General features: G+C 71.2%; 26 protein-coding genes and 4 tRNA genes. 21 read left to right on the top strand and 9 right to left on the bottom strand.

Translation table 11 applies throughout. The features are described from left to right. Positions 1-62: 62 nt before the first annotated feature. The 5 genes from AMK24_RS03980 (at position 63) to AMK24_RS03960 (ending at position 4,137) form a co-directional block, all read left to right on the top strand. The gene (locus AMK24_RS03980) at positions 63-1,634 is read left to right on the top strand and encodes an NADH-quinone oxidoreductase subunit N (RefSeq protein WP_073765659.1); all 1,572 of its coding nucleotides are present in this window, start codon (positions 63-65) and stop codon (positions 1,632-1,634) included. 115 nt (positions 1,635-1,749) lie between these two features. Beyond that, positions 1,750-2,208 carry a large conductance mechanosensitive channel protein MscL gene (gene mscL, locus AMK24_RS03975; RefSeq protein WP_073764951.1) on the top strand — a complete coding sequence of 153 codons (459 nt, stop codon included), beginning with the start codon at positions 1,750-1,752 and terminating at the stop codon, positions 2,206-2,208. Positions 2,209-2,481: 273 nt separating this feature from the next. After that, a complete protein-coding gene (htpX, locus tag AMK24_RS03970) occupies positions 2,482-3,345 on the top strand; it encodes a zinc metalloprotease HtpX (protein WP_073764949.1) in 864 nt (287 codons plus the stop codon). Then, positions 3,342-3,734, top strand: a complete 393-nt coding sequence (locus AMK24_RS03965; protein ID WP_073764946.1) for a YccF domain-containing protein — start codon at positions 3,342-3,344, stop codon at positions 3,732-3,734. Before htpX ends, AMK24_RS03965 begins: the two co-directional genes overlap by 4 nt. A gap of 130 nt (positions 3,735-3,864) precedes the next feature. Next, positions 3,865-4,137 carry a GlsB/YeaQ/YmgE family stress response membrane protein gene (locus tag AMK24_RS03960; RefSeq protein WP_073764944.1) on the top strand — a complete coding sequence of 91 codons (273 nt, stop codon included), beginning with the start codon at positions 3,865-3,867 and terminating at the stop codon, positions 4,135-4,137. 103 nt (positions 4,138-4,240) lie between these two features. Here the strand turns inward: AMK24_RS03960 and AMK24_RS03955 are convergent, their stop codons facing one another. The 4 genes from AMK24_RS03955 to AMK24_RS03940 all read right to left on the bottom strand — a co-directional run bounded on the left by AMK24_RS03955 (position 4,241) and on the right by AMK24_RS03940 (position 7,219). Next, positions 4,241-4,870: an alpha-ketoglutarate-dependent dioxygenase AlkB family protein gene (locus AMK24_RS03955; protein WP_242434944.1), complete on the bottom strand. Its 630-nt coding sequence runs from the start codon at positions 4,868-4,870 to the stop codon at positions 4,241-4,243. A 185-nt stretch (positions 4,871-5,055) separates the two neighbouring features. After that, a complete protein-coding gene (locus AMK24_RS03950) occupies positions 5,056-5,652 on the bottom strand; it encodes a methylated-DNA--[protein]-cysteine S-methyltransferase (RefSeq protein WP_073764942.1) in 597 nt (198 codons plus the stop codon). Between the two features lie 174 nt (positions 5,653-5,826). After that, on the bottom strand, positions 5,827-6,585 hold the full coding sequence (locus tag AMK24_RS03945) for an HNH endonuclease (RefSeq protein ID WP_079190407.1): 759 nt from the start codon (positions 6,583-6,585) through the stop codon (positions 5,827-5,829). Positions 6,586-6,730: 145 nt separating this feature from the next. Then, the gene (locus tag AMK24_RS03940; RefSeq protein ID WP_030112856.1) at positions 6,731-7,219 is read right to left on the bottom strand and encodes a YajQ family cyclic di-GMP-binding protein; all 489 of its coding nucleotides are present in this window, start codon (positions 7,217-7,219) and stop codon (positions 6,731-6,733) included. Positions 7,220-7,382: 163 nt separating this feature from the next. Here AMK24_RS03940 and AMK24_RS03935 point away from each other — a divergent pair. Next, positions 7,383-7,464: transfer RNA gene (locus tag AMK24_RS03935), tRNA-Tyr, on the top strand. A gap of 147 nt (positions 7,465-7,611) precedes the next feature. On the opposite strand, the gene AMK24_RS03930 is transcribed toward AMK24_RS03935, so the two are convergent. Beyond that, positions 7,612-8,268 carry an SDR family oxidoreductase gene (locus AMK24_RS03930; RefSeq protein WP_073764938.1) on the bottom strand — a complete coding sequence of 219 codons (657 nt, stop codon included), beginning with the start codon at positions 8,266-8,268 and terminating at the stop codon, positions 7,612-7,614. A gap of 34 nt (positions 8,269-8,302) precedes the next feature. Continuing rightward, positions 8,303-9,598: an amidohydrolase family protein gene (locus AMK24_RS03925; RefSeq protein ID WP_073764936.1), complete on the bottom strand. Its 1,296-nt coding sequence runs from the start codon at positions 9,596-9,598 to the stop codon at positions 8,303-8,305. A 253-nt stretch (positions 9,599-9,851) separates the two neighbouring features. On the opposite strand from AMK24_RS03925, the gene AMK24_RS03920 reads away from it, so the two are divergent. The 8 genes from AMK24_RS03920 (at position 9,852) to AMK24_RS03885 (ending at position 14,648) form a co-directional block, all read left to right on the top strand. Next, positions 9,852-9,924, top strand: a tRNA-Thr gene (locus AMK24_RS03920). A gap of 46 nt (positions 9,925-9,970) precedes the next feature. Then, a tRNA-Met gene (locus tag AMK24_RS03915) sits at positions 9,971-10,043 on the top strand. An 88-nt stretch (positions 10,044-10,131) separates the two neighbouring features. Further along, on the top strand, positions 10,132-10,296 hold the full coding sequence (rpmG, locus tag AMK24_RS03910) for a 50S ribosomal protein L33 (protein WP_003956487.1): 165 nt from the start codon (positions 10,132-10,134) through the stop codon (positions 10,294-10,296). 122 nt (positions 10,297-10,418) lie between these two features. Next, positions 10,419-10,871 (top strand): MaoC family dehydratase N-terminal domain-containing protein, encoded by a 453-nt coding sequence (locus tag AMK24_RS03905; protein ID WP_073764934.1) that lies wholly within the window; start codon positions 10,419-10,421, stop codon positions 10,869-10,871. Then, on the top strand, positions 10,871-11,299 hold the full coding sequence (locus AMK24_RS03900) for a MaoC family dehydratase (RefSeq protein WP_073764932.1): 429 nt from the start codon (positions 10,871-10,873) through the stop codon (positions 11,297-11,299). The genes AMK24_RS03905 and AMK24_RS03900 overlap by 1 nt, the downstream gene beginning before the upstream one ends. Positions 11,300-11,437: 138 nt before the next feature. Then, the gene (locus AMK24_RS03895; protein WP_073764930.1) at positions 11,438-11,986 is read left to right on the top strand and encodes a TetR/AcrR family transcriptional regulator; all 549 of its coding nucleotides are present in this window, start codon (positions 11,438-11,440) and stop codon (positions 11,984-11,986) included. A gap of 74 nt (positions 11,987-12,060) precedes the next feature. Next, positions 12,061-13,521 (top strand): DHA2 family efflux MFS transporter permease subunit, encoded by a 1,461-nt coding sequence (locus tag AMK24_RS03890; RefSeq protein ID WP_073764928.1) that lies wholly within the window; start codon positions 12,061-12,063, stop codon positions 13,519-13,521. Positions 13,522-13,592: 71 nt separating this feature from the next. Further along, on the top strand, positions 13,593-14,648 hold the full coding sequence (locus tag AMK24_RS03885; RefSeq protein WP_073764926.1) for a UDP-N-acetylmuramate dehydrogenase: 1,056 nt from the start codon (positions 13,593-13,595) through the stop codon (positions 14,646-14,648). Between the two features lie 57 nt (positions 14,649-14,705). Here AMK24_RS03885 and AMK24_RS03880 read toward each other — a convergent pair whose 3' ends face one another. Continuing rightward, the gene (locus tag AMK24_RS03880) at positions 14,706-15,341 is read right to left on the bottom strand and encodes an NAD(P)-dependent oxidoreductase (RefSeq protein WP_073764924.1); all 636 of its coding nucleotides are present in this window, start codon (positions 15,339-15,341) and stop codon (positions 14,706-14,708) included. A 96-nt stretch (positions 15,342-15,437) separates the two neighbouring features. On the opposite strand from AMK24_RS03880, the gene AMK24_RS03875 reads away from it, so the two are divergent. After that, entirely contained in the window at positions 15,438-16,049 is a 612-nt protein-coding gene (locus AMK24_RS03875; RefSeq protein WP_073764922.1) for a TetR/AcrR family transcriptional regulator, read from the top strand. Here AMK24_RS03875 and AMK24_RS03870 read toward each other — a convergent pair. Beyond that, entirely contained in the window at positions 16,042-17,055 is a 1,014-nt protein-coding gene (locus tag AMK24_RS03870; protein ID WP_073764920.1) for an adenosine deaminase, read from the bottom strand. The two genes, AMK24_RS03875 and AMK24_RS03870, sit on opposite strands and share 8 nt — an antisense overlap. Positions 17,056-17,194: 139 nt before the next feature. After that, positions 17,195-18,421, bottom strand: a complete 1,227-nt coding sequence (locus tag AMK24_RS03865; protein WP_073764918.1) for a pyridoxal phosphate-dependent aminotransferase — start codon at positions 18,419-18,421, stop codon at positions 17,195-17,197. A 212-nt stretch (positions 18,422-18,633) separates the two neighbouring features. Here AMK24_RS03865 and AMK24_RS03860 point away from each other — a divergent pair. The 6 genes from AMK24_RS03860 to AMK24_RS03835 all read left to right on the top strand — a co-directional run bounded on the left by AMK24_RS03860 (position 18,634) and on the right by AMK24_RS03835 (position 22,644). Beyond that, positions 18,634-18,706, top strand: a tRNA-Trp gene (locus AMK24_RS03860). 106 nt (positions 18,707-18,812) lie between these two features. Further along, positions 18,813-19,100 (top strand): preprotein translocase subunit SecE, encoded by a 288-nt coding sequence (gene secE, locus AMK24_RS03855; protein ID WP_073764916.1) that lies wholly within the window; start codon positions 18,813-18,815, stop codon positions 19,098-19,100. 73 nt (positions 19,101-19,173) lie between these two features. Continuing rightward, on the top strand, positions 19,174-20,106 hold the full coding sequence (gene nusG, locus AMK24_RS03850) for a transcription termination/antitermination protein NusG (RefSeq protein WP_073764914.1): 933 nt from the start codon (positions 19,174-19,176) through the stop codon (positions 20,104-20,106). A 176-nt stretch (positions 20,107-20,282) separates the two neighbouring features. Further along, positions 20,283-20,717 (top strand): 50S ribosomal protein L11, encoded by a 435-nt coding sequence (rplK, locus tag AMK24_RS03845; RefSeq protein WP_014154605.1) that lies wholly within the window; start codon positions 20,283-20,285, stop codon positions 20,715-20,717. 80 nt (positions 20,718-20,797) lie between these two features. After that, entirely contained in the window at positions 20,798-21,520 is a 723-nt protein-coding gene (rplA, locus tag AMK24_RS03840) for a 50S ribosomal protein L1 (protein ID WP_073764912.1), read from the top strand. Positions 21,521-21,726: 206 nt separating this feature from the next. Next, the gene (locus AMK24_RS03835; RefSeq protein WP_073764910.1) at positions 21,727-22,644 is read left to right on the top strand and encodes a hypothetical protein; all 918 of its coding nucleotides are present in this window, start codon (positions 21,727-21,729) and stop codon (positions 22,642-22,644) included. Positions 22,645-22,735: the final 91 nt, after the last annotated feature.

Genomic DNA, 22,735 nt, shown 5'->3' with positions numbered 1-22,735 from the left:
CCCTCATCGCCCAGCCCCCCATCCCGAGCGCCCCCGGCGCCCTCACCGCGCAGCTCCCGGCCGTGCCCGGCACCGGCGCCACCGCCGGAAACCTCGCCGCGGCCGACGCCCCCAGCCTCGTCCAGTCCATCGACTGGCTCGCCATCGCGCCGCCCGCCCTCGTCGCCCTGGCCGCCCTGGCCGTCCTCGTCGCCGACCTGTTCCTGCCGGCCCCCCGCAAACGGCTCCTCGGCCACGGGGCCCTCGCCGCCCTCGCCGCCGCCCTGGCCCTCCTGATCCCCCTGCGCACCGGTGACCGGTCCACCTTCTGCGTCACCACCGGCGCCCAGGCGTGCAGCTACACCGTCGACCACTTCACCGTCGTCATCCAGGCCCTCGTCCTCGGCGGCGCGTTCCTGACCGTCCTGCTCTCGCTCGACGACACCCGCAAGCTGCCGGCGGGGGAGTACTGGTTCCTGCTCCTGGCCTCCGCCTCCGGAGCGGCCCTGCTGCCCGCCGCCCGCGACCTCGCCACGCTCGTCGTCGCCCTGGAAGTCGCCTCCCTGCCCGCGTTCGCCCTCGTCGGCATCAAACGCGGCGACCGGCGCTCCTCCGAGGCCGCGCTGAAGTTCTTCCTCTCCTCCGTCGTCGCGACCGCCGTCATGCTGCTCGGCGTCAGCTTCGTGTACGCCTCCACCGGAACCCTGCACCTCACCGAGCTCGCCGCCCGCCTCGACGACGTCGCCCCGGTGCTCGACACCCTCGCCAAGACCGGGGTGGCCCTCACCCTCGTCGGCTTCGCCTTCAAGACGGCCGCCGCGCCCTTCCACTTCTGGGTACCCGACACCTACGTCGGCGCGCCCCTCCCGATCGCCGCCTACCTCTCCGTCGTCGGGAAGGCCGTCGGGTTCTCGGGCCTCATCCTGGTGACCGTCGTCGCGTTCCCCTCCTACGCCGACGTCTGGGGGCCCGCCCTCGCCGTCCTCGCCGCGCTGACCATGACCGTCGGCAACGTCGCGGCCGTCCGCCAGGGCGCCGACCGCGCCCGCAGCGCCGTGTGCCTCCTCGCCTGGTCCTCCGTCGCCCAGGCCGGCTACCTCCTCGTCCCGATCGCCGCCGCCGCGTACTCCAGCGACGAGCAGATCGGCTCCACCGTGGCGTACGCCCTCATGTACGCCGTCGTGAACCTGGGCGCGTTCGCGGTGGCCGCCCTCGTCTCCCGCACCCACCCCGGCAACCGGCTCTCCGACTACCGGGGCCTGTACGCCACCCGCCCCCTGGCCGCCCTGGCGCTCGGGTTCTTCCTGCTCTGCCTGGCCGGACTGCCGCCCGGCGTCATCGGGCTCTTCGCGAAGGCGACCGTCTTCTCGGCGGCGGTCGACGCGGGCCTCGGCTGGCTCGCCGTCATCATGGCCGTCAACGTGGTGATCGCTCTGTATTACTACCTTCAGTGGACCGCGAGCCTCTTCCGGACCCCGGGCGGAGCCCCGGGAACGGCCGTGGCGGACACCGGGGAACCGGCCGCCGCCCGACCGCGCCGATTCCGCGCCCCCACCCCTCTCACCACCGCGATCGTCCTCACCAGCGCCGCCGGCATCCTGCTCTCCGGCGCCCCGCAGACGGTCCTGCGCTTCGCCGCCGTCAGCCTCTTCTGAGCCCTCCCGCCCCCGCAGGACCGGTTTGCCCGGCCCCCTCGCCACAGGGCATGGTCTTGGCTGCATACGTCACGTATCCGACGTGGACACGTCGGGGACAAGAGGAGAGAGAGCTGTGCTGAACGGGTTCAAGGACTTCATCCTGCGCGGGAACGTCATCTCGATGGCGATCGGTCTCGCCATCGGGGCCGCCTTCACCGCGGTCGTCACGGGGTTCAGCAACGCCTTCATCACCCCGCTGATCGGTCTCGCCACCCGCGGCACCGGAGACTTCAGCAAGGCCACGTTCACGGTCGACGGCGTCAAGTTCCCCTTCGGCCTCTTCGTCAGCGCCGCCATCGCCTTCCTGATCACCGCGGCGGTCCTCTACTTCTGCGTCGTGGTCCCCATGGCCAAGGTGCAGAACCGCTTCGCCAAGGAAGAGGCCCCCGACATCAAGGCCGCCCTCCGCGACTGCCCGCGCTGCTTCGGCGAGATCCCCGCCGTCGCCTCCCGCTGCGGACACTGCACCAGCGAGGTCGAGCCCGACCCCGAGGCGCTCGCCCTCGCCAAGCTCCCCGCCCAGCAGCACTGACCGCACGGCGGCGCCCCCCCTCGCGCCGCCCGCCGCCCGGAACGCCCCGCTCCCGAGGCGCCCCCGCACCGCCACCCGTACGGCCCAGCGCCCCTCCGTACGGGGCCGGGGGCCCGACCGGCGCGAACACACGGCACGGCCCCCGCCCTCCGGCCGCCCGCACAAGGGAACTAGCTCCTCCCGCCTGGCGTTGACCAGTACAGGAGGCTCCACTGGTGAGTGGAGCACCACCACGCAAAGGGTTCCCCTGCTGCACCACTTGGAGGGCGTACCGTGCACCGCCGGCACAACGGGCTGAAGACCGCCGTACTCCTCGGGGGACTGTCCGCACTCATCATCGTCATCGGCAGTTTCTTCGGCCGTACGGGACTCGTCGTCGCGCTCCTGGTAGCCGTCGGCACCAACGCGTACGCCTACTGGAACAGCGACAAGCTCGCCCTGCGGGCCATGCGCGCCCGCCCCGTCAGCGAGTTCGAGGCGCCGCAGCTCTACCGGATCGTCCGCGAGCTCTCCACGGCGGCCCGCCAGCCCATGCCACGCCTCTACATCTCCCCGACGCAGGCGCCCAACGCCTTCGCCACCGGCCGCAACCCGCGCAACGCCGCGGTCTGCTGCACCGAGGGCATCCTCCAGATCCTCGACGAACGGGAGCTGCGCGGCGTCCTCGGCCACGAGCTGAGCCACGTCTACAACCGGGACATCCTCATCTCGTCCGTCGCCGGAGCCCTGGCCTCCGTGGTGATGTTCCTGGTCAACTTCGCCTGGCTGATCCCGGTGGGCCGCTCCAACGACGACGAGGGGCCCGGCCTCCTCGGCATGCTCCTGATCATGATCCTGGGACCGCTCGCCGCCTCGATCATCCAGCTCGCCGTCAGCCGCTCCCGCGAGTACGAGGCCGACGCCTCCGGGGCCCAGCTCACCGGCGACCCGCTGGCCCTCGCCGACGCCCTGCGCAAGCTCGACGCCGGGACGAAACAGCTCCCGCTCCCCCCGGAGCCGAAGATCGAGACCGCGAGCCACATGATGATCGCGAACCCTTTCCGTCCCGGGCAGGGCATGGCGAAGATGTTCTCCACCCATCCGCCGATGGCGGAGCGCATCGCCCGACTAGAACAGATGGCAGGTCACCGCCCATGAAAACCATCCTGAACATCATCTGGCTGATCCTCTGCGGATTCTGGATGTTCCTCGGCTACCTGCTCGCGGGCGTTCTGCTCTGCATCACCGTCATCGGTATACCCTTCGGGCTCGCCGCCTTCAGGATCGGCGTCTACGCCCTCTGGCCGTTCGGCCACACCGTCGTCGACCGCCGCGACGCAGGCTCGCCCTCCTGCGTGGGCAACGTCCTCTGGCTGGTCCTCGCCGGCTGGTGGCTCGCCCTCGGCCACATCACCACCGGCATCGCGCTCTGCATCACGATCATCGGCATCCCCCTGGGCATCGCCAACTTCAAGCTGATCCCCGTCTCCCTCATGCCCTTCGGCAAGGAGATCGTCCCCACCGACCAGCCCTTCGCCACCCGCTGACCCTGGACGAGCTCACCAGGGCCCGTCCGAGCGGCCCCCGGCCACCGGCTCCCGCCAGGCCCCGAGCAACCGAACACCTGCTCACCGCGTCTTCGCCGACACGACACACGCAAAGGGTGGGTGCAGCGACATGGGCATCATCAGTTGGATCGTTCTCGGCCTGCTCGCCGGGCTCATAGCCAAGATCCTCCTTCCGGGGCGCGACCCGGGCGGCATCATCGGCACCACTCTCATCGGGATCGCCGGGGCCTTCGTCGGCGGCTGGCTCTCCAGCCGGTTCCTGGACCGGCCCATCAGCAACGACTTCTACGACACCGCGACCTGGCTCGCCGCCATCGCCGGCTCCCTGGTCCTGCTGATCGCCTACCGGCTGCTGTTCGGCCACTCCCGCGACCGCCGCTGACCAGGAGGCCACCGCTGACCAGGAGGCCACCGCAGGCCGGGAGGCCACCGCAGACCGGGGGGACCGGCCGCCGGCCTCCGAGGACGTCGAACGCACACCGGCGTCAGCCCGCCATCCCGGTCTCCCGCAGCGTCAGGTTCAACCGGCCGGCCCGCAGCCCCGCCGCCGGGTCGGCCGTTCCCGTGTGCACCTTCGGCACCCCGTGGAACGCGAACCGCGACGGCCCGCCGAAGACGAACAGGTCCCCGGACGCCAACTCCACATCGGTGTACGGCCGTCCGCGCCCCTCCGTGTTCCCGAAACGGAACACACACCCCGCCCCGATGCTCAACGACACCACAGGAGCGTCCGACCGCTCCTCCTTGTCCTGATGCATGCCCATCCGCGCCGCGTCGTCGTAGAAGTTGATCAGCGCGGTGTCCGGCGCGTACGCCCGCGCCGCGTCCTCGTCCCCGTACGCCTCCGCCACCGCCGCCCGCCCCAGCTCGCCCAGCCACTCCGGGAACGGGGCCACCCGGGCGCCGTTCACATCGTCGGCCGTACGCGCGTACCGGTACGGCTGCCAGTGCCACCCCAGGCACACCGTCCGCACCGACATCGCGCCACCGCCCGGCAACACCGTGTGCCGCAACGGGACCGGCCCCCGCGCCCACCGACGGCACGCCGCCACCAACTCCGCGCGCTGCTCCCGCGACAGCCACTCGGGCACGTGCACGGCCCCCGGCGCGACCACCTGCCGAGGCCGCCGGAACAGCCCGTCGAGAGAGGGGGCGACGGGGAAGGGGGCGGCCGGGGGCGGACCACCGGGGAGCGGGCCTTCGGAGGACGGTCCGCCCACGGACGATCCGCCCACGGACGGGCCGCTCGACGCAGTGCCCTCCGAGGGGGAGCTCTCGGCACGCGGGGGGTGCGCGAGCGTCACGGTCGGCCCGCCCCGCCTTCGAGCCCCAGCAGCAGCTTCTTGCGCTCCAGGCCGCCCGCGTACCCCCGCAGCGCCCCGTCCGCCCCGATCACCCGGTGGCACGGCCGCACGACCAGCAGCGGATTGCGCCCGATCGCCGTCCCCACCGCCCGGACCCCCGCGCCCGAGGCCCCGACCCGCGCGGCGACCTCTCCGTACGACACCGTGCTCCCGTACGGGATCGTCTCCAGCGCCGCCCAGACGCGCCGCTGGAACTCCGTGCCGGCGCCCTCGGCCAACGGCACGTCGAACCGCGTGGAGCGCCCCGCGAAGTACGCCTCCAACTGCCGGACGACCTCCGCGAACGCCTCGGGGGCGTGGTGCCAGCCTTCCTGGACGACCGCACCGCCCTTCTGGCCGGGCACCGACAACGAGAGCAGCCGGACCGGGCCGGCCCCGGCCGTCCCGTCCGCCACCCGCACCCCCGCGGCCGACCCGCCGGCAGGGGATCCGCCCACCGCCGACGCGGCCTTCCCCGTCCCGCCCGGCACCTCGCCGACCAGCAGCAACTCACCCAGCGGGCTCTCCACCCGCGCGTACACCGTCGTCGTCATCGTCTGCTCACTTCCCCGGTCCGTACGGCCAGTGTGCGCCCGCCCACCGCACCTCACCGGCGGTATTCGGACATCGCACCCGGCCCGTGGAGACGGCGGGGAACCCGAAGAGGCACATCGTCGAGGCCGGTCCGGGACACGGCTCCGAGGCCCGGGACCGAGGCGTTCGCGCGGTCACCCGCCCGTCTTCCAGAGGCCGCGGGTGCCGAGGGGGACTGCGGGCAGCTCCCGGTCGTTCCCCCTGGCCTCGAAGAGGTCCAACTCCGCGGGGTCCAGGTCCAGCGCCGCGCAGACCTCCTCATGGAGGGCGACGAATTCCATGAACCTCTCCCGCCTCTCGTCCTCGTACTCGTCCCTGCTGCTCCTGTGGAAGACGGAAGGCTTGAGGTCGAACACGTCGTCCGCCCAGGTCCGGTACCGGTCGAAGAGGTGGTTCGCCGCCTCGGTGACGTCCTCGTCACCCAGCTCCGCCAGCTTGTCGGCGGCCGCGCGGGCGATGGACGCGGCGCGGAGGCACTTCTCCGCATTGCCGGCCGGAAAACCGGCGGAGGAGAAAACGATGGCCAGGACGAGCTGGGTGATGGACTTGTGCCACCTGATCATCTCGTTCTGGAACAGCCGGTAGGCCCGGATGAGGCCGGCTCTCGGGGAGGAGTCCTCGGGGGCCACGTGGTTGGCGTCCGAGAGCCGTAGCAGCTCCTTGTAGCGGAACATGGCCTGGCGGTCGATGTCTCCGCGGTCGAAGCGGGTGTGGCAGTTCGGGCACAGGACGATCATGTTGGGGAGGTCGTGCCTCCGGACGCGGTGCCAGGGCACGATGTGCGCGATCTCCAGAGGGGTCGCGCGGCACGTCGGTATCGCACACCGGTGACCGGCCTCGACGAGCAGCTGGCGGACCAACGGGCGGGGCACCTTGGGGCGGTTCGCGGCCATGCGGAAAGCGTAGAGGGCGCTACCGACAGTGCGGCCCGGCGGCGAGGGCACAACGCGGGCGGCCGTCGAGGCGGTCCTCGGCGCTGTGCCCCCGATGTGCCCTGTCAACCCCGCCGGCCACGTTTCAGCAGGCCGAAGGCGTTTCTCAGCGGTAGTTCACGAACTGGATCGCGAACTCGAAGTCCTTGCCCTTCAGCAGCGCCTGAACGGCCTGGAGGTCGTCCCGGCTCTTCGAGCTGACCCGCAGCTCGTCGCCCTGGACCTGCGCCTTGACGCCCTTGGGGCCCTCGTCGCGGATCGTCTTCGCCACCTTCTTGGCGTTCTCCTGGGAGATCCCCTCCTCGATGGAGGCGAAGATCTTGTACTCCTTGCCGGAGAGCTGCGGCTCGCCGGCGTCCAGCGACTTCAGCGAGATGCCGCGCTTGATCAGCTTGGACTGGAAGATGTCGAGGATGGCCTTGACGCGCTCCTCCCCGTTCGCCTCCATCAGGATCTTCTCGCCCGACCACGAGATCGAGGCGCCCGTGCCCTTGAAGTCGTAGCGCTGGGAGATCTCCTTGGCGGCCTGGTTGAGGGCGTTGTCGACCTCCTGCCGCTCGACCTTCGAGACGATGTCGAAACTGGAGTCGGCCATGACGTGTGGCTCCTTGCGTCGTATGTGCGGGGATACAGCGCAAGCCTAGCCACCGCCACCCCCGGCGGCTGCGGATCAATGAGGTGGCGGAGCACCCCTGGCCATCAGGTATTGTTTACGTCGTCGCCAAGGAGATCACCACGAGATCCGACGCGTCGTTCGAGGCGGTGTGCCCGAGTGGCCAAAGGGAGCAGACTGTAAATCTGCCGGCTCAGCCTACCCAGGTTCGAACCCTGGCGCCGCCACGCGAACGAAGCCCCCGACCGGTTGAACCGGTCGGGGGCTTCCTCGTTGTCCGGGGGGGGCGAGGGGGCCGAGGGGGCCGAGGGCCGGGCGGCGGATCCCTGCCCGCGGCGCCCGCCCACGAGGTTCCCGGCCCGGGGCCGCTTCGGTCAGTTGCCCGCGATGTCCTTCACGGCCACCGCCACCGGTCTGGTTCCGGAGATCGCCTCCAGGGTGAGGCCCGCCGTCGCCGGGGTGTCCAGCAGTTCCAGCAGGGTGGCCGCCACGTCGTCGCGGGGGATCGGGCCGCGCCCCGTCGTGGCCGCCAGGAGGACCTGGCCGGTGCCCGCGTCGTTCGTCAGCATGCCGGGGCGCAGGATCGTCCAGTCCAGCGCCGTACGGGCGCGTACGGCGGCGTCGGCGGCGCCCTTGGCCCGCAGGTACACGTCGAAGACCTCGTTCCCGGCGTGGTCGGGGTCGGCGCCCATGGAGGAGACGACGAGGAAGCGGCGGACGCCCGCCGCCTCGGCCGCGTCGGCGAACAGCACGGCCGCGTCGCGGTCGACGGTGTCCTTCCGGTCGGTGCCGCTGTCGGGGCCCGCGCCCGCAGCGAAGACGGCGGCGTCCGCCCCCCGCAGCACTTCCGCCACCTGTTCCACGGTGGCCGATTCGAGGTCCAGCACGGCGGGTTGGGCGCCGGCGTCGGTCAGGTCCTGGCTCTGTCGGGGGTTGCGGATGATCCCTACGGCTTCATCCCCGCGTGCGGCGAGCAGCCGCTCCAGCCGCAGTGCGATCTGTCCGTGTCCACCTGCGATGACAATGCGCATACCACCGACCGTACGCCCGGCGGCGGGGTCGTGCTCAGTTCCTCGGCCCCGGACCCGGGTCGGGTCGGCCCTGGCGCGGCAGCCCGCCGGACCCCGCGGCGGCGTCGGTGTCGGAGTCGCAGTACTCGCGCACCGCGCTGGTGCGGGCGACGATCCGGCCGCGGTGGACCACGACGCGGCTGTAGCCGAGGGAGAGCGCCGCGGCGAGCCGTTCGCCGCGTACGGCGAGGAGTTCGGCGGGAAAGCCCGCCTCGACGCGCACGTCGGGCAGGCCGAGCGCCCCGCGGGCGGCCGTGGAGACCAGGTCGTACGCCTGTTCGGCTCGGAGCCCCGCCTGCGAGGCGAGCAGGTATGCCGCCTCCAGCGGGTCGCCGCGGCCCACGGGGTTGGCCGTGTCCCGCAGGGCCCCGCCGCCCGCCGCGACGCGCACGCCGGCCGACCGCAGCAGCCGTACGGGGGCGGTCGTGCGGCGCTCGGAGCCGGCGCAGCCGCCCTGGGGCAGGCAGACCACGGTGATCTCGGCGGCGGCGAGCCGGTCGGCGGCGCGGGTCGCGGCGTCCAGGGGGAGGTGGGCCAGACCGGCGCAGGGGCCGAGGACGACGCCGGGGCGCAGGCCGGCGGCCATCGAGGCGAGCCGGGCCAGCCGGGTCGGATCGTCGCCGTCGGTGTGCAGGTCCACCGGGCAGCCGTGTTCGGCGGCGATCTCCAGGACGGCCTCGGTGTAACCCGTGGGGTCCGGATCGAGGTCGGGGCAGCCGCCGACGACGGCCGCGCCCATTTTCACCGCGTCCCTGAGCATCGCGAGGCTGTCCGCCCCGGCGATGCCGGTGAGCAGGCGGGGCACCGCCACCGGCAGGACGTCGGTGAGGCCGCGCAGCGCCCGCCGGGTCTGCAGGACGGCTTCGAGCGGGGCGAGCCCCCGGACGTCCCCGACGCGGACGTGGGCGCGCAGGGCGGTGGCCCCGTGGCCCAGCTGGAGGAGGGCGGCCTCGGTGGCGCGGCGCTGGATGTCCTCGGTGCGGTGGGAGGCGGGCCCCGGGCTGTCCGGGCCCGCACTGTCCGCGGTGAGGGCGACGTCGCTGTGGGCGTGGGCCTCCGCGGGGGCGGGGAGCAGGAGGTAGCCGCGGAGGTCCACGCGGGGGCCGCGGGCGGTGAGGCTGCCCGCGGTGCCGACGGCCTCGATCCGGCTGCCGCTGAGGCGTACGTCGACGGCCCGGCCGTCGACGAGCCGCGCGCCGCCGAGGACGAGGGCGGGGGGCCCGGCGGGGGTGGCCGCGTCGGCGCTGTCGGGCGCGTTGTCGTCGGGCCGCCGTGGCTGGCTGTCAGGCATCGCGCTCCTGGGGAGGGGACAGATCACACGGAGTGACCACACCCTAGAGGTGTACGGGGACGGCTTCCGGGAGGAGCGGAATAGTCGTACCGGTGCGCCCGCCCGAGCCCTCGGCAGGGGTCGTTCCGCAGGCGCGTTCGACGTGGATCACGCCCTGATCAGGGGGTGTGGACGGCCTGGGACGGGGGGCGGAACGTGCGGGAGAAACGGATTTGGGCAACCGGCCCGGGACCGTGTAATGTCTTCCTCGCTCGCCCCAATAGCTCAGTCGGTAGAGCGTCTCCATGGTAAGGAGAAGGTCTGCGGTTCGATTCCGCATTGGGGCTCTGGTGATCGGGAAACCCCGCTTCGGCGGGGGGACTCATTCATCAAAGCGGTGTAGCTCAGTCGGTAGAGCAAGCGGCTCATAATCGCTGTGTCACCGGTTCAAGTCCGGTCACCGCTACTAACGGTAGCCGATGGTTGGGTCGGTCCTTCGATCGGCTACCCTTTTATGCGTTCATCCGTCCATCGTCCGTCCAAGGAGCACTCACGTGGCTGCCACCGACGTCCGCCCGAAGATCACGCTGGCCTGCGTGGAGTGCAAGGAGCGGAACTACATCACCAAGAAGAACCGGCGTAACAACCCGGACCGTCTTGAGATGAAGAAGCACTGCCCGCGCTGCAACTCGCACACCGCGCACCGCGAAACGCGCTGAATCAGGCTCGTACACGAGGCCGTCCCCTCTGGGGGCGGCCTCGTGTCGTTGTATGGGGCCGCCCCCGCGGGGGCGTGCCCGTATTCGTCTTTCACCAGGTTTGATCAGGAGGTAGCGAGCTCATGGCGCTCGACCAGTCCTTCGTGGGGCGGACCTATCCGCCCACCCCGGCGTACGAGGTCGGCCGGGAGAAGATCCGCGAGTTCGCCGAGGCGGTGGGCGACGCCAATCCGGCGTACGTGGACGCGGAGGCCGCCCGTGCTCTCGGTCACGCCGATGTGATCGCACCGCCCACGTTTGTCTTCTCGATCACCTACCGGGCCGCCGGACAGGTGGTGCAGGACCCGCAGCTGGGCCTGGACTACAGCCGGGTGGTCCACGGGGACCAGAAGTTCTCCTACGTACGTCCGGTGCGGGCGGGGGACCGGTTGACGGTGACCTCCACGATCGAGGGCATCAAGTCCCTCGCGGGCAACGACGTTCTCGACATCCGCGGGGACGTGTACGACGAGGCCGGTGAGCTGGTGGTCACGGCGCTCACGAAGCTGGTGGCGCGCGCCGCCGAGGAGGCGTGATGACGGCGAAGGTCTCTTACGGTTCGGTCGAGGTCGGCACGGAGCTGCCGGCGCGGTCGTTCCCCGTGACGCGGGCCACGCTCGTGCAGTACGCGGGCGCCTCGGGGGACTTCAACCCCATCCACTGGAACGAGAGGTTCGCGCGCGAGGTCGGGCTGCCCGACGTGATCGCGCACGGCATGTTCACGATGGCCGAGGCGATCCGGGTGGTCACGGACTGGGCCGGCGACCCGGGCGCGGTCGTCGACTACGGGGTGCGCTTCACCAAGCCGGTGGTCGTGCCCAACGACGACGAGGGCACGTCGATCGAGGTCAGCGGCAAGGTCGCGGCGAAGCTGGACGACAACCTGGTCCGGGTGGACCTGGTCGCCGTGTGCGACGGCAAGAAGGTCCTGGGGATGTCCCGGGCCGTCGTGCGGCTCGCCTGATCCGTACCGCCGCGCGGTCGCGGTCGCAGGGGCGTCCCTCCGCAGGAGCCTGCGGAGGGACGCCCCTCACGCGTGTCCGTCCGGTCCCGGCCCTTGCGCTCCTCGGTTATTGAGCAATAACTTACTTTCATGGCAAGGATGAGTGCCCAGGAGCGGCGCGAGAGCGTCGTGCGGGCGGCGGTCACCGAGTTCGCCCGGGGCGGCTACCACGGGACGTCCACCGAGGTGATCGCCCGGCGGGTCGGCGTCTCGCAGCCGTACCTCTTCCGGCTCTTCCCCAACAAGCAGGCCATCTTCCTCGCGGCGGCCGAACGCTGCCTGGAGGACACCCGCGGGGTCTTCGCGGAGGCGTCCGCGGGGCTGGAGGGGGAAGAGGCGCTGCACGCCATGGCGAGGGCGTACCAGCGGCTGATCGTCCACGACGGCGAGAAGCTGATGATGCAGATGCAGATGTACGCGGCGGTCGCCGCGGCGGAGGCCGCCGGGGACCACGCCTTCGGGGAGTCCCTGCGGGCGGCCTGGGCGCGGATGCGGGACGAGGTGCACCTGGCGCTCGGCGCCGACGAGAACGGGACGACGACCTTCCTGGCGTACGGGATGCTCGTCAACACCCTCGCCTCGCTGGGATTCCCGGCCGCCCACCGCGTCTGGACCGGGTTCTACGACTCGGCCCGGCCCGTCGAGTGAACAGCGCCCCCGGGGACCGCCCGGCCTTCTGTCCGCAGAAGTTAGTAATCAATGACTAACCATTAGGGGGAGCGATGGAGGCACAGCACGGAAGAGCAGGCCGCGGGGGAGCGGTCTGGGTCCTGGTCATCACGAGCGTCGCCGGATTCATGGCCGCCCTGGACAACCTCGTCGTCACCACGGCGCTCCCGTCCATCCGCGGCGACCTCGGCGGCGGCCTGGAGGAGTTGGAGTGGACGGTCAACGCCTACACCCTGACCTTCGCCGTGCTGCTGATGCTGGGGGCCGCGCTCGGGGACCGGTTCGGCAGGCGCCGGCTGTTCATGGCCGGACTCGCCGTCTTCACCGCTGCCTCCGCCGCGGCCGCCCTCTCCCCGGGCATCGGGGAGCTGATCGCCTTCCGGGCGGTCCAGGGCGCCGGGGCCGCGGTCATGATGCCGCTGACGCTCACCCTGATCGGCGAGGCCGTGCCGGCCGAGCGGCGAGGGGCGGCGCTCGGCGCCTTCGGCGCGGTGACCGGCGTCGCGGTCGCCGGCGGTCCGCTGATCGGCGGCTCGCTCACCGAACACGTCTCCTGGCAGTGGATCTTCTGGCTGAACGTGCCCATCGGTCTGGCGCTGCTGCCGCTGGCCCGCCTCCGGCTCACCGAGTCGTACGCCCCGAAGGCGCCCCTGGACATCCGTGGCACGGCGCTGGTCAGCACGGGCCTCTTCGGCATCGTCTACGCCCTGGTCAACGCCCCCGGCCACGGCTGGACCAGCCCCGTCGTCCTGACCGGGCTGATCGCCGGCGCGGCGGTGCTCGCGCTGTTCGTACGCCACGGACTGCGGGCCGAGAACCCGATACTGCCGATGCGGCTGTTCCGCGGCCGGGCCTTCCTCGGGATCAACGCGGCGAGTCTGCTGATGTTCCTCGGGATGTTCGGGTCGATCTTCCTGCTCAGCCAGTTCCTGCAGAACGGCCTCGGCCACTCGCCCACCGAGGCCGGACTGCGGATGCTGCCCTGGACCGGGATGCCGATCCTCGTGGCGCCCCTCGCCGGGCACCTCTCCGACCGGTTCGGCGGCCGTCCGGTGGTGGTCACCGGACTCGTGCTCCAGGCCGTCGGGCTCTCCCTCTTCGCCCTGACCCTCGACCCCGGGGTGAGCTACACCGCCCTGCTCCCCGCCCTGATCACCGGTGGAGTCGGCATGGCGATGTACTTCGCGCCCGCCGCCGGACTGGTGCTCTCCAGCGTCCGGCCCGGAGAGCAGGGCATCGCCTCCGGGGCCAACAGCGCGATGCGGGAGGTCGGCGGGGCGCTCGGGGTCGCCGTCCTCGCCGCGGTCTTCGCCGCCCGGGGCGGGTACGGCTCGCCGCGGCTGTTCGCGGACGGCACCGTGCCCGCCCTCTGGATCGGGGCCGGGGCGGTCGCGCTGGGGGCTCTGGCCGCGCTGCTGATCCCGGGTCGCCGCGGTGCCGCCCCGGTGGACCGGAGCGCGGCGGAGAAGGAGGGGGAGGAGCCGGGCCGCGAGTCGCGGACGGTGGCCGTCTGAGCCCCCGGGGCCCGGCGCACGGTCCGTGGCCCCGCACCGGCGGCGGGGGCGCGGACCGTACTCTTGTCCCCGTGCAGGAACTCCACGACGCCCCCCTCGCCCCCCTGACCACCTTCCGGCTCGGCGGTCCCGCCACCCGGCTGCTGACCGCCACGACCGACGCCGAGGTGGTCGCCGCCGTGCGCGAGGCCGACGCGAGCGGCACCCCGCTGCTGGTGATCGGCGGCGGCTCCAACCTGGTCATCGGGGACAAGGGCTTCGACGGCACCGCGCTGCGCATCGCCACCCAGGGCTTCCACCTCTCGGGCACGTCCCTGGAGCTGGCGGCCGGCGAGGTGTGGACCGACGCCGTCGCCCGGACCGTCGAGGCGGGCCTCGCGGGCATCGAGTGCCTGGCCGGCATCCCCGGATCGGCGGGCGCGACCCCCATCCAGAACGTCGGCGCGTACGGACAGGAGGTGTCCTCCACCATCACGGAGGTCGTCGCCTACGACCGGCACACCCGGGAGACCGTGACCATGGCGAACGCGGAGTGCGCGTTCTCGTACCGTCACAGCCGCTTCAAGGCCGAACCCGATCGTTTCGTGGTGCTGCGTGTCCGATTCGAGCTGGAAGAGGCGAACGGTCTCTCCGCGCCTCTGGCCTACCCCGAAACGGCCAGGGCCATGGGGGTCGAACAGGGCGAGCGCGTTCCCGCGTCGGCGGCCAGGGAAACCGTGCTGAAGCTTCGGGCGGGCAAGGGCATGGTGCTGGACCCCGAGGACCACGACACCTGGTCGGCGGGCTCCTTCTTCACCAATCCGATCCTCGAACCGGCCGCCTTCCAGGACTTCCTCGTACGGGTTCGCGACCACCTCGGCCCGGAGGTGACGCCCCCGGCGTTCCCCGCCGGGGGCGGCCGTACCAAGACCTCGGCGGCCTGGCTGATCGACCGGGCCGGATTCCCCAAGGGGTACGGCGACGGCCCCGCCCGGATCTCCACCAAGCACACCCTGGCGCTCACCAACCGGGGCGCGGCCACCACCGAGGACCTGCTCGCGCTGGCCCGCGAGGTCGTCGCCGGCGTGCACGCGGTCTTCGGCGTCACGCTGGTCAACGAGCCGGTGACGGTCGGCGTCCGCCTGTAGGGCGCGGGCCCGCGAGGGCCTCGGCGCGAGGGGCGCGTACGCGCGGCGGGCGCGGGCTCAGTACGCGATGCCCACGCCCTGCTTCACCGTGGCCGGGTCGTCGATCATCGCCAGCATCGCGTGTGCCACGTCGGCCCGCGAGATGGTGCGGCTGCTGCGCGGCGTCCCGTCCACGACCTGCCGGTAGACACCCGTACGAGGACCCTCCGTCAGCCTCGGCGGCCGTACCGCGGTCCAGTCCGTCGCGCTGGCCGCCAGCACCGCCTCCATCCGGGTGAGATCGGCGTACACGTCCGCCAGGACCGCCGCGACGGCCCTGCGCGACAGCCGGTCGAACAGCGGATCGCCCTCCGCCTTCGGTCCGACCGGCATCGCGCTGACCACCAGCAGCCGCCGGGAGCCCTCGGCCTCCATCGCCGACACGATCCGCTCGGTCAGGCGCTCGGCGACACCGTTCGCCTTCCGGCCGCGCGAACCCAGCCCCGAGAGCACCGCGTCCCGCCCCGCCACCGCCGCCCGCACGGCCGGCGTGTCGCCCAGCCGGACGACGTCGTGCAGAGCCCCGCGGTCCAGCGCCTCCGGGAGGCGGTCCGGGTCGCGCACCACGGCCGTCACCCGGTGGCCCGCCGCCAGCGCCTGACCCACGATCTCCCGGCCGACGCCGCCGGTCGAACCGAACACAGTGATGTTCATGGTGCGCTCCCTAGTGGGTGAGTGTTTACTCACCTCTAGAGTGGGTGACCTCTCACCCGGTCGTCAAATTTCCGGGTACGGCCCGTTGGAGCAAGCATGGACCCGAAGCCCGCCCGCGTCCGGATCGTCGACGCGGCATACGAGCTGATGCTCTCCATCGGCCTCGCCCGGACCACCACCAAGGAGATCGCCCGGGCGGCCGGCTGCTCGGAGGCGGCGCTCTACAAGTACTTCTCCGGCAAGGAGGACCTGTTCGTCACCGTCCTCGCGGAGCGGCTGCCCCGGCTCGGGGGCCTCCTCGACGAACTGGCGGCCGGCGAGGGCACCGTCGAGGGCAACCTCACCGCCATCGCCCGGCAGGCCGCCCTGTTCTACGAGCAGACCATCCCCATGACCGCGTCCCTGTACGCCGAACCCCAGCTCAAGCGCCGCCACGAGCAGGGCGTGGCAGGGCTGGAGGCAGGACCCCACCTCCCGATCCAGCGGCTCGACGCCTATCTGGGCGCCGAACAGGAGACGGGCCGCATCCGGGCCGGGGTGGACACCTACGCCGCCGCCTCCCTGCTGCTGGGCGCCTGCGCGCAGCGGGCCTTCGCCTATTCCACGCTCCCCGGGAACGAGCCCCCGCAGTCCCTGGACGACTTCGCCGCCTCCCTCGCGGCCACCCTGCTGGGCGGGATCGGCCCGAGCCCGTCCGGGGTCAGCTAGCCAGCCAGGCGTCGACCCCCGACAGCAGCTTCTCCCGCACCTCCACCGGGGCCGCCGACCCGCGCACCGACTGGCGGGCCAGTTCGGCCAGCTCCTCGTCGGTGAAGCCGTGGTGGCGGCGGGCCAGGTCGTACTGGGCGGCCAGCCGCGAACCGAACAGCAGCGGGTCGTCCGCCCCCAGCGCCATCGGCACCCCCGCGTCGAACAGCGTGCGCAGCGGGATGTCGGCGGGCTTCTCGTAGACGCCGAGCGCCACATTGGACGAGGGGCAGACCTCGCAGGTGACCCCGGACTCGGCGAGCCTGCGCAGCAGCCGGGGGTCCTCGGCGGCCCGGACGCCGTGGCCGATGCGCGAGGCGTCCAGATCGTCCAGGCAGTCGCGCACGCTGGAGGGGCCCGCCAGCTCCCCGCCGTGCGGAGCCGCCAGCAGACCGCCCTCCCGGGCGATGGCGAAGGCCCGGTCGAAGTCGCGCGCCATGCCACGCCGCTCGTCGTTGGAGAGGCCGAAGCCGACGACGCCCCGGTCCGCGTACCGCACGGCGAGCCGGGCCAGGGTGCGGGCGTCCAGGGGGTGCTTCATCCGGTTCGCGGCGATCACCACGCGCATGTCCAACCCGGTGTCCCGGGAGGCGCTGTCCACCGCGTCGAGGATGATCTCGATGGCCGGGATCAGCCCGCCGAGCAGCGGGGCGTACGAGGTGGGGTCGACCTGGATCTCCAGCCAGCCGGAGCCGTCCGCCACGTCCTCCTGGGCGGCCTCGCGCACCAGGCGCTGGATGTCCTCGGGGGACCGGAGGCAGGACCGGGCGATGTCGTAGAGGCGCTGGAACCGGAACCAGCCGCGCTCGTCGGTCGCCCGCAGTTTCGGCGGTTCGCCTCCGGTCAGGGCGTCGGGGAGGTGGACCCCGTACTTGTCGGCGAGTTCGAGCAGGGTGGTGGGCCGCATCGACCCGGTGAAATGCAGGTGCAGGTGGGCCTTGGGCAACAGACGTACATCACGCTCCATTGGAAGATCCTGCCGCACGGGCGGCCCGGAGCGGTAGCCGCTTTCCCCTCCAGGGGGTGGCTCGAACAAAAAAAGCGCCCCCGGCCGGCGGAGGTCTCCGGCGGCCGGGGGCGTTTCCCGTACGGGGTGTGCGGGGCGGTCAGTCCTTGGCCTCGCCCAGCAGCTTCTGGATCCGCGAGACGCCCTCGATCAGGTCGTCGTCGCCCAGCGCGTAGGAAAGACGCAGGTAACCCGGGGTGCCGAACGCCTCGCCCGGGACGACGGCGACCTCGGCCTCGTCCAGGATCAGGGCGGCCAGCTCGACCGTGGTGGCCGGGCGCTTGCCGCGGATCTCCTTGCCGAGCAGCTCCTTCACCGCCGGGTAGGCGTAGAACGCGCCCTCCGGCTCTGGGCAGAACACGCCGTCGATCTCGTTGAGCATCCGCACGATGAGCTTGCGGCGGCGGTCGAAGGCGGTACGCATCTCGGCGACGGCGTCCAGCGAGCCGGAGACGGCCGCGAGCGCGGCGGCCTGGGCGACGTTGGAGACGTTGGAGGTGGCGTGCGACTGGAGGTTGGTCGCGGCCTTGACGACGTCCTTGGGGCCGATGATCCACCCCACCCGCCAGCCGGTCATCGCGTACGTCTTGGCGACGCCGTTGACGACGACGCACTTGTCGCGCAGCTCGGGGACGATCGCCGGGAGCGAGGTGAAGGCGGCGTCACCGTAGACGAGGTGCTCGTAGATCTCGTCGGTCATCACCCACAGGCCGTGCTCGACGGCCCAGCGGCCGATGGCCTCGGCGTCGGCCTCGCTGTAGACCGCGCCGGTCGGGTTGGAGGGCGAGACGAACAGGACGACCTTGGTCCGCTCGGTGCGCGCCGCCTCCAGCTGCTCGACGGAGACCCGGTAGCCGGTGGTCTCGTCGGCGACGACCTCCACCGGGACACCGCCGGCGAGCCGGATCGACTCGGGGTAGGTGGTCCAGTACGGGGCGGGAACGATGACCTCGTCGCCCGGGTCGAGGATCGCGGCGAACGCCTCGTAGATGGCCTGCTTGCCGCCGTTGGTCACCAGGATCTGGCTGGCGTCGACCTCGTAGCCGGAGTCGCGCAGCGTCTTCTCGGCGATGGCGGCCTTGAGCTCGGGGAGCCCGCCGGCCGGGGTGTAGCGGTGGTACTTCGGGTTGCGGCACGCCTCGACCGCGGCGTCGACGATGTAGTCGGGCGTCGGGAAATCGGGCTCGCCGGCCCCGAAGCCGATCACCGGGCGCCCGGCGGCCTTGAGAGCCTTGGCCTTGGCGTCGACGGCGAGGGTCGCGGACTCGGAGATCGCACCGACGCGGGCCGAAACCCGGCGCTCGGACGGTGAAGTTGCAGCGCTCATGGGCCCCATGCTCCCAGACCGCCGAAGCCGTCGGCACAGGGGTTTCAGGGACCGGACAGGACCCGGACAGCATCCGGACAGGACCGGTCGGTAATTGTCTGTTCGACGCGGCGGCTCCGAGCACGTACACTCACCTGTCGTTGGCCTTCACCAGCCGCACCGTCCCCTCCCGGCCGCCGGAGAGGATGCGGTAGGTTGGTGGAAACCACCAAAGGGTCGTAGCTCAATTGGTAGAGCACTGGTCTCCAAAACCAGCGGTTGGGGGTTCAAGTCCCTCCGGCCCTGCTACACACTCCTTCGCCAGGATGTGTGCGCATGTACGTACTTCATTGCACAGCCGTGCGGCTCCACCGGGCGCGGCACGGCCACGACCCGGAATCAGGTGAGTAGCGTGACGGACGCCGTGGGCTCCATCGACATGCCTGATGCCGATGATGAGACTCCCGAGTCGAAGAAGAAGACTCGGAAGGGCGGCAAGCGCGGAAAGAAGGGCCCTCTGGGCCGACTCGCGCTGTTCTACCGCCAGATCGTCGCAGAACTCCGTAAGGTCGTCTGGCCGACGCGCAGCCAGCTCACGACGTACACGACCGTGGTGATCGTGTTCGTCGTCGTCATGATCGGTCTTGTTACCGTTCTCGACACGGGCTTCGCCCGGGTCGCCAAGTACGTCTTCGGCTGATCAAGCGGAGGGCGTCGGACCCGGCGTCCCTTTCGCATGTTCCACCCTTTGTATCCAGGAAGAAGCAGCCATCGTGTCTGACCCGAACCTGAACGACGCCGTCGAGCCCGAGGCTGGCGCCTTCGAGTCCGCCAAGGACGAGCTCGACATCGTTGAGGCTGCTGACTCCGTGGACCCGGACCAGGCAGAGGCCGCCGACCTCGCCGCGGGCGAGGCCGCCGAGGAGGCCGCGCTCACCGTCGAGGACGAGGACGCCGTCACCTCCGAGGAGGCCGCGCTCACCGTGGAGGACGAGGACGCCGTCACCTCCGAGGACGAGGCCGAGGCCGACACCCCCGAGGACGCCGACGACGAGATCGCCGAGGACGAGGCCGTCGAGGCCGAGCCGGTCGACCCCGTCGCCGCCCTGCGCGAGGAGCTGCGCACCCTTCCCGGCGAGTGGTACGTCATCCACACGTACGCCGGTTACGAGAAGCGCGTGAAGGCCAACCTGGAGCAGCGCGCCGTCTCGCTGAACGTGGAGGAGTTCATCTATCAGGCCGAGGTGCCTGAAGAGGAAATCGTCCAGATCAAGAACGGCGAGCGCAAGAACGTCCGGCAGAACAAGCTCCCCGGCTACGTGCTGGTGCGCATGGACCTGACGAACGAGTCCTGGGGCGTCGTGCGGAACACGCCGGGCGTCACCGGCTTCGTGGGCAACGCCTACGACCCGTACCCGCTGACCCTGGACGAGATCGTCAAGATGCTCGCCCCGGAGGCCGAGGAGAAGGCCGCCCGCGAGGCCGCCGAGGCCGAGGGCAAGCCGGCTCCGGCCCGCAAGGTCGAGGTCCAGGTGCTGGACTTCGAGGTCGGCGACTCGGTCACCGTCACGGACGGCCCGTTCGCCACCCTGCAGGCCACGATCAACGAGATCAACGCCGACTCGAAGAAGGTCAAGGGCCTCGTCGAGATCTTCGGCCGCGAGACCCCGGTCGAGCTCAGCTTCGACCAGATCCAGAAGAACTAGCGCTTCCCGCCAGTATCTGGACACATGCCTACCCAGCAGGTCAGAGCGGCTTCGCAGCCGCTCTGACCTGCTGGGTTTTTGGTCGCACAGCTATACCCGTTATCGTTGTGCGGTATGCCTCCATCCGGATGACCGGAATGGCGGCGAAACACTCTCACTAGGACCCGGAGAGAGCAATGCCTCCCAAGAAGAAGAAGGTCACGGGGCTTATCAAGCTCCAGATCAACGCCGGTGCGGCGAACCCGGCCCCGCCGGTCGGCCCCGCGCTCGGTCAGCACGGCGTCAACATCATGGAGTTCTGCAAGGCCTACAACGCCGCGACCGAGTCGCAGCGTGGCATGGTCGTGCCGGTGGAGATCACGGTCTACGAGGACCGTTCCTTCACCTTCGTCACGAAGACTCCGCCGGCCGCCAAGCTGATCCTCAAGGCCGCGGGTGTGGACAAGGGCTCCGGCGAGCCGCACAAGACCAAGGTCGCCAAGCTGACGGCCGACCAGGTCCGCGAGATCGCCACGACGAAGCTCCCCGACCTGAACGCCAATGACCTCGACGCCGCGTCGAAGATCATTGCCGGCACCGCCCGTTCCATGGGCATCACGGTCGAAGGCTGATTCAGCCCCGTAGCCCCCAGTGGTAGGACCAAGCGCTGGTCCGCACCACGACTCCACACTCTGACACCACAGGAGTAGAAGTGAAGCGCAGCAAGAACCTCCGCGCTGCGGACGCCAAGATCGACCGGGAGCGCCTGTACGCCCCGCTCGAGGCCGTCCGTATCGCCAAGGACACCGCCACCACGAAGTTCGACGGCACCGTCGAGGTCGCCTTCCGCCTGGGCGTCGACCCGCGCAAGGCCGACCAGATGGTCCGCGGCACCGTGAACCTCCCGCACGGCACCGGCAAGACCGCCCGGGTCCTGGTCTTCGCGACCGGTGACCGTGCTGCGGCCGCGGAAGCCGCCGGAGCCGACATCGTCGGCTCCGACGAGCTCATCGACGAGGTGGCCAAGGGTCGTCTGGACTTCGACGCCGTCGTCGCCACCCCGGACCTCATGGGCAAGGTCGGCCGCCTCGGCCGTGTGCTCGGTCCGCGTGGTCTGATGCCGAACCCGAAGACCGGCACCGTCACCCCCGATGTCGCCAAGGCCGTCACCGACATCAAGGGCGGAAAGATCGAGTTCCGCGTCGACAAGCACTCCAACCTGCACTTCATCATCGGCAAGGTCTCGTTCGACGAGACCAAGCTGGTGGAGAACTACGCAGCGGCGCTGGAGGAAGTCCTCCGTCTGAAGCCGTCCGCCGCCAAGGGCCGCTACATCAAGAAGGCCGCTCTGACGACCACGATGGGCCCCGGCATCCCGCTGGACGCCAACCGCACCCGCAACCTCCTCGTCGAGGAGGACCCGGCCTCCGTCTGAGCCACCGTGCTCACCCGGTAGCCGCGTCGTACGCGTGCTCTGTGTGAACGGGCCCCGCAACCTTTCGAGGTGCGGGGCCCGTCCTCGTATCCGGAGGACGCGGAGGACGGTCCCCACGGACCTCCGCAGGACGGTCCCTGTCTGTCAGTGCCCTGTGACACTGTGATGCGGGGGACGAAAGCCGATACGAGGGGTGGATCGACAGCATGAGGACGAGCACGGCACGACGGATGGGCACGGCTCTGGCCGCCGCGGCGGCGCTGACGTCGATGGCCGCCTGCAGCGGCTCCGACGGCTCGGGGGGCTCCGAGGGGGCCCGCAAGGGCGAGGCGGGCTCCGCCGTCGGCAAGGCGAGCCCGGTGGCCGCGCTGAAGCACGTGCGGCAGAAGACCGACGGCGCCCGGTCCGCGAAGGTCGAGGGCACCGTCGAGATGGGCAGCACCGTCTCCATGAAGCAGTCCGGGGTCATCGGGTGGGCGGACGGCCTCTCCGGTGAGATGACCATCACCTACACCGGCGGCGTCATGGGCGAGGCCCTCAAGAAGGCCGGCGGCGACGGCTCCGTGCAGGCGCGCTATTTCAAGGACGCGTACTACGCCGACATGGGCCCCGGCATGGCCGCCGAAACCGGCGGCAAGAGCTGGATCCAGTACTCCTACAAGGACCTCGCCGAGCTGGGCGGGGCCTCCGGCGACGTCATGCAGGACCAGGCCCGCACCAGCACGCCCGAGCAGGGCGTGAAGGCGCTCCTGGCCTCCGGCGACGTGAAGAGGATCGGCCGGGAGGACGTCCGCGGGGCCTCCGCGACGCACTACTCCGGCACGGTCGACGTGGCCGAGCTGACCGCGAAGAACAGCGCGCTGGACGAGAAGCAGCTCGCCGAGTTCAAGGAGCAGCTCGCGCTGGCCGGGGTGACCACCCAGACCGTCGACATCTGGGTCGACGAGGACGACCTGCTGGTGAAGAAGACCGAGCGCGGCGAGATGAAGACCGGCGCGTTCAACTCGACGCTCTTCTACAGCGACTACGGCACCGAGGTGTCGGTCGAGAAGCCGGCGGCCTCGGACACCGTGGAGTTCACGGAGCTGCTGAAGCAGGGCGCTACCCCCCACGCCGCCTCCTGACACCTCCCGAGGGGGACGAATGGGCACGGATTTGCCCGTCGCCCGTCCGGTCGCGTACTCTCACCAGGAAGCCAAAGACCGCTGGTCGTCA

This window comes from Streptomyces sp. CB02366 (assembly GCF_001905905.1).
Taxonomy (GTDB): domain Bacteria; phylum Actinomycetota; class Actinomycetes; order Streptomycetales; family Streptomycetaceae; genus Streptomyces.
This window is presented reverse-complemented; position numbering and strand designations above follow the sequence as displayed.

What these genes read in the sequence shown, in the direction of transcription:
- AMK24_RS03880 (WP_073764924.1), bottom strand. Translation starts at nt 15,341, where the DNA reads ATGAACATCACTGTGTTCGGTTCGACCGGCGGCGTCGGCCGGGAGATC.
- AMK24_RS03890 (WP_073764928.1), top strand. Translation starts at nt 12,061, where the DNA reads ATGGAGGCACAGCACGGAAGAGCAGGCCGCGGGGGAGCGGTCTGGGTC.
- AMK24_RS03950 (WP_073764942.1), bottom strand. Translation starts at nt 5,652, where the DNA reads ATGACGACGACGGTGTACGCGCGGGTGGAGAGCCCGCTGGGTGAGTTG.
- AMK24_RS03940 (WP_030112856.1), bottom strand. Translation starts at nt 7,219, where the DNA reads ATGGCCGACTCCAGTTTCGACATCGTCTCGAAGGTCGAGCGGCAGGAG.
- rplK (WP_014154605.1), top strand. Translation starts at nt 20,283, where the DNA reads ATGCCTCCCAAGAAGAAGAAGGTCACGGGGCTTATCAAGCTCCAGATC.
- AMK24_RS03945 (WP_079190407.1), bottom strand. Translation starts at nt 6,585, where the DNA reads ATGGCCGCGAACCGCCCCAAGGTGCCCCGCCCGTTGGTCCGCCAGCTG.
- AMK24_RS03870 (WP_073764920.1), bottom strand. Translation starts at nt 17,055, where the DNA reads ATGGAGCGTGATGTACGTCTGTTGCCCAAGGCCCACCTGCACCTGCAT.
- AMK24_RS03930 (WP_073764938.1), bottom strand. Translation starts at nt 8,268, where the DNA reads ATGCGCATTGTCATCGCAGGTGGACACGGACAGATCGCACTGCGGCTG.
- AMK24_RS03905 (WP_073764934.1), top strand. Translation starts at nt 10,419, where the DNA reads ATGGCGCTCGACCAGTCCTTCGTGGGGCGGACCTATCCGCCCACCCCG.
- AMK24_RS03960 (WP_073764944.1), top strand. Translation starts at nt 3,865, where the DNA reads ATGGGCATCATCAGTTGGATCGTTCTCGGCCTGCTCGCCGGGCTCATA.
- AMK24_RS03835 (WP_073764910.1), top strand. Translation starts at nt 21,727, where the DNA reads ATGAGGACGAGCACGGCACGACGGATGGGCACGGCTCTGGCCGCCGCG.
- AMK24_RS03865 (WP_073764918.1), bottom strand. Translation starts at nt 18,421, where the DNA reads ATGAGCGCTGCAACTTCACCGTCCGAGCGCCGGGTTTCGGCCCGCGTC.
- AMK24_RS03875 (WP_073764922.1), top strand. Translation starts at nt 15,438, where the DNA reads ATGGACCCGAAGCCCGCCCGCGTCCGGATCGTCGACGCGGCATACGAG.
- AMK24_RS03900 (WP_073764932.1), top strand. Translation starts at nt 10,871, where the DNA reads ATGACGGCGAAGGTCTCTTACGGTTCGGTCGAGGTCGGCACGGAGCTG.
- AMK24_RS03895 (WP_073764930.1), top strand. Translation starts at nt 11,438, where the DNA reads ATGAGTGCCCAGGAGCGGCGCGAGAGCGTCGTGCGGGCGGCGGTCACC.
- AMK24_RS03965 (WP_073764946.1), top strand. Translation starts at nt 3,342, where the DNA reads ATGAAAACCATCCTGAACATCATCTGGCTGATCCTCTGCGGATTCTGG.
- AMK24_RS03925 (WP_073764936.1), bottom strand. Translation starts at nt 9,598, where the DNA reads ATGCCTGACAGCCAGCCACGGCGGCCCGACGACAACGCGCCCGACAGC.